This window comes from Streptomyces sp. 13-12-16, assembly GCF_002114215.1.
Lineage (GTDB): Bacteria > Actinomycetota > Actinomycetes > Streptomycetales > Streptomycetaceae > Streptomyces.
In genome coordinates, this window is the sequence record NZ_NCTE01001216.1 from 1 (window position 1) to 706 (window position 706).

Below are 706 nucleotides of genomic sequence, written 5' to 3' on the forward strand. Positions count from 1 at the left end.
GGCGGGAGCGGCCGGGTACGGGGCCGACAGCAGGCCCGCGACGGCGGGCAGGGCCGTGTCCCGCCACAGGTGTTCCGGGAGGGGCTGGACCACGGCCAGGGGCACCCGGCGGGCCCAGCGGTGCAGGGTGGCGTACCACAGGGCGCCGGCCGGGCCCTCCCGCCACTGCGGGCCCATGCAGTCGCTGACGACGAGGACGGCGTCGCGTCCGCCCCCGAGGGCGTGCGCGCCGTGTCCCCGGACCGTGCCGTCGGGTCCGGCGCGCAGCGCCGTCACCGTGCGGAAGACCCCCGACTGGGCCAGTACCGTGCGCAGTTCGCGAATCAGGGGCCGCCAGACGGGCATGGTGGGGCCGGCGTCGTGCACGAGGAACAGGCGCAGCCAGCGCTCCCTGGCGGGCCGCATCACCGGCAGCCACCGGTCGGGGGCGGCACCCAGACGGGCGATCCGGTCGGCGGTCGCCCGTTCGTCCAGTTCGAGGCCGACGGGGGAGTCCACCCGGCGCTTGAGCGGGCGCAGGGAGCGTTGCAGTGCCAACGGGTGGCGCAGCATCGGGGGCGCCGGCGCCAGCAGCGCGGTGTGCGTTTCGGTCCGCACACCGGGGGAGGGGGAGGCCGGGGGCGGCAGGTGGAGCGGACTGCGGGGGGCGTCGCCCCCCGCGCGTGGGGCGGGGGGCACGGGCCCGGCCCCCGGTGGGGGTCCGGCC

Annotated in this window: 1 protein-coding gene; it reads right to left on the reverse strand. The window is 79.0% G+C overall.

Going from position 1 to position 706, the window contains the following annotated elements:
• Positions 1-706: SAV_2336 N-terminal domain-related protein (locus tag B7767_RS37990; protein ID WP_306298041.1), on the reverse strand; the 706-nt coding region annotated here is incomplete at both ends.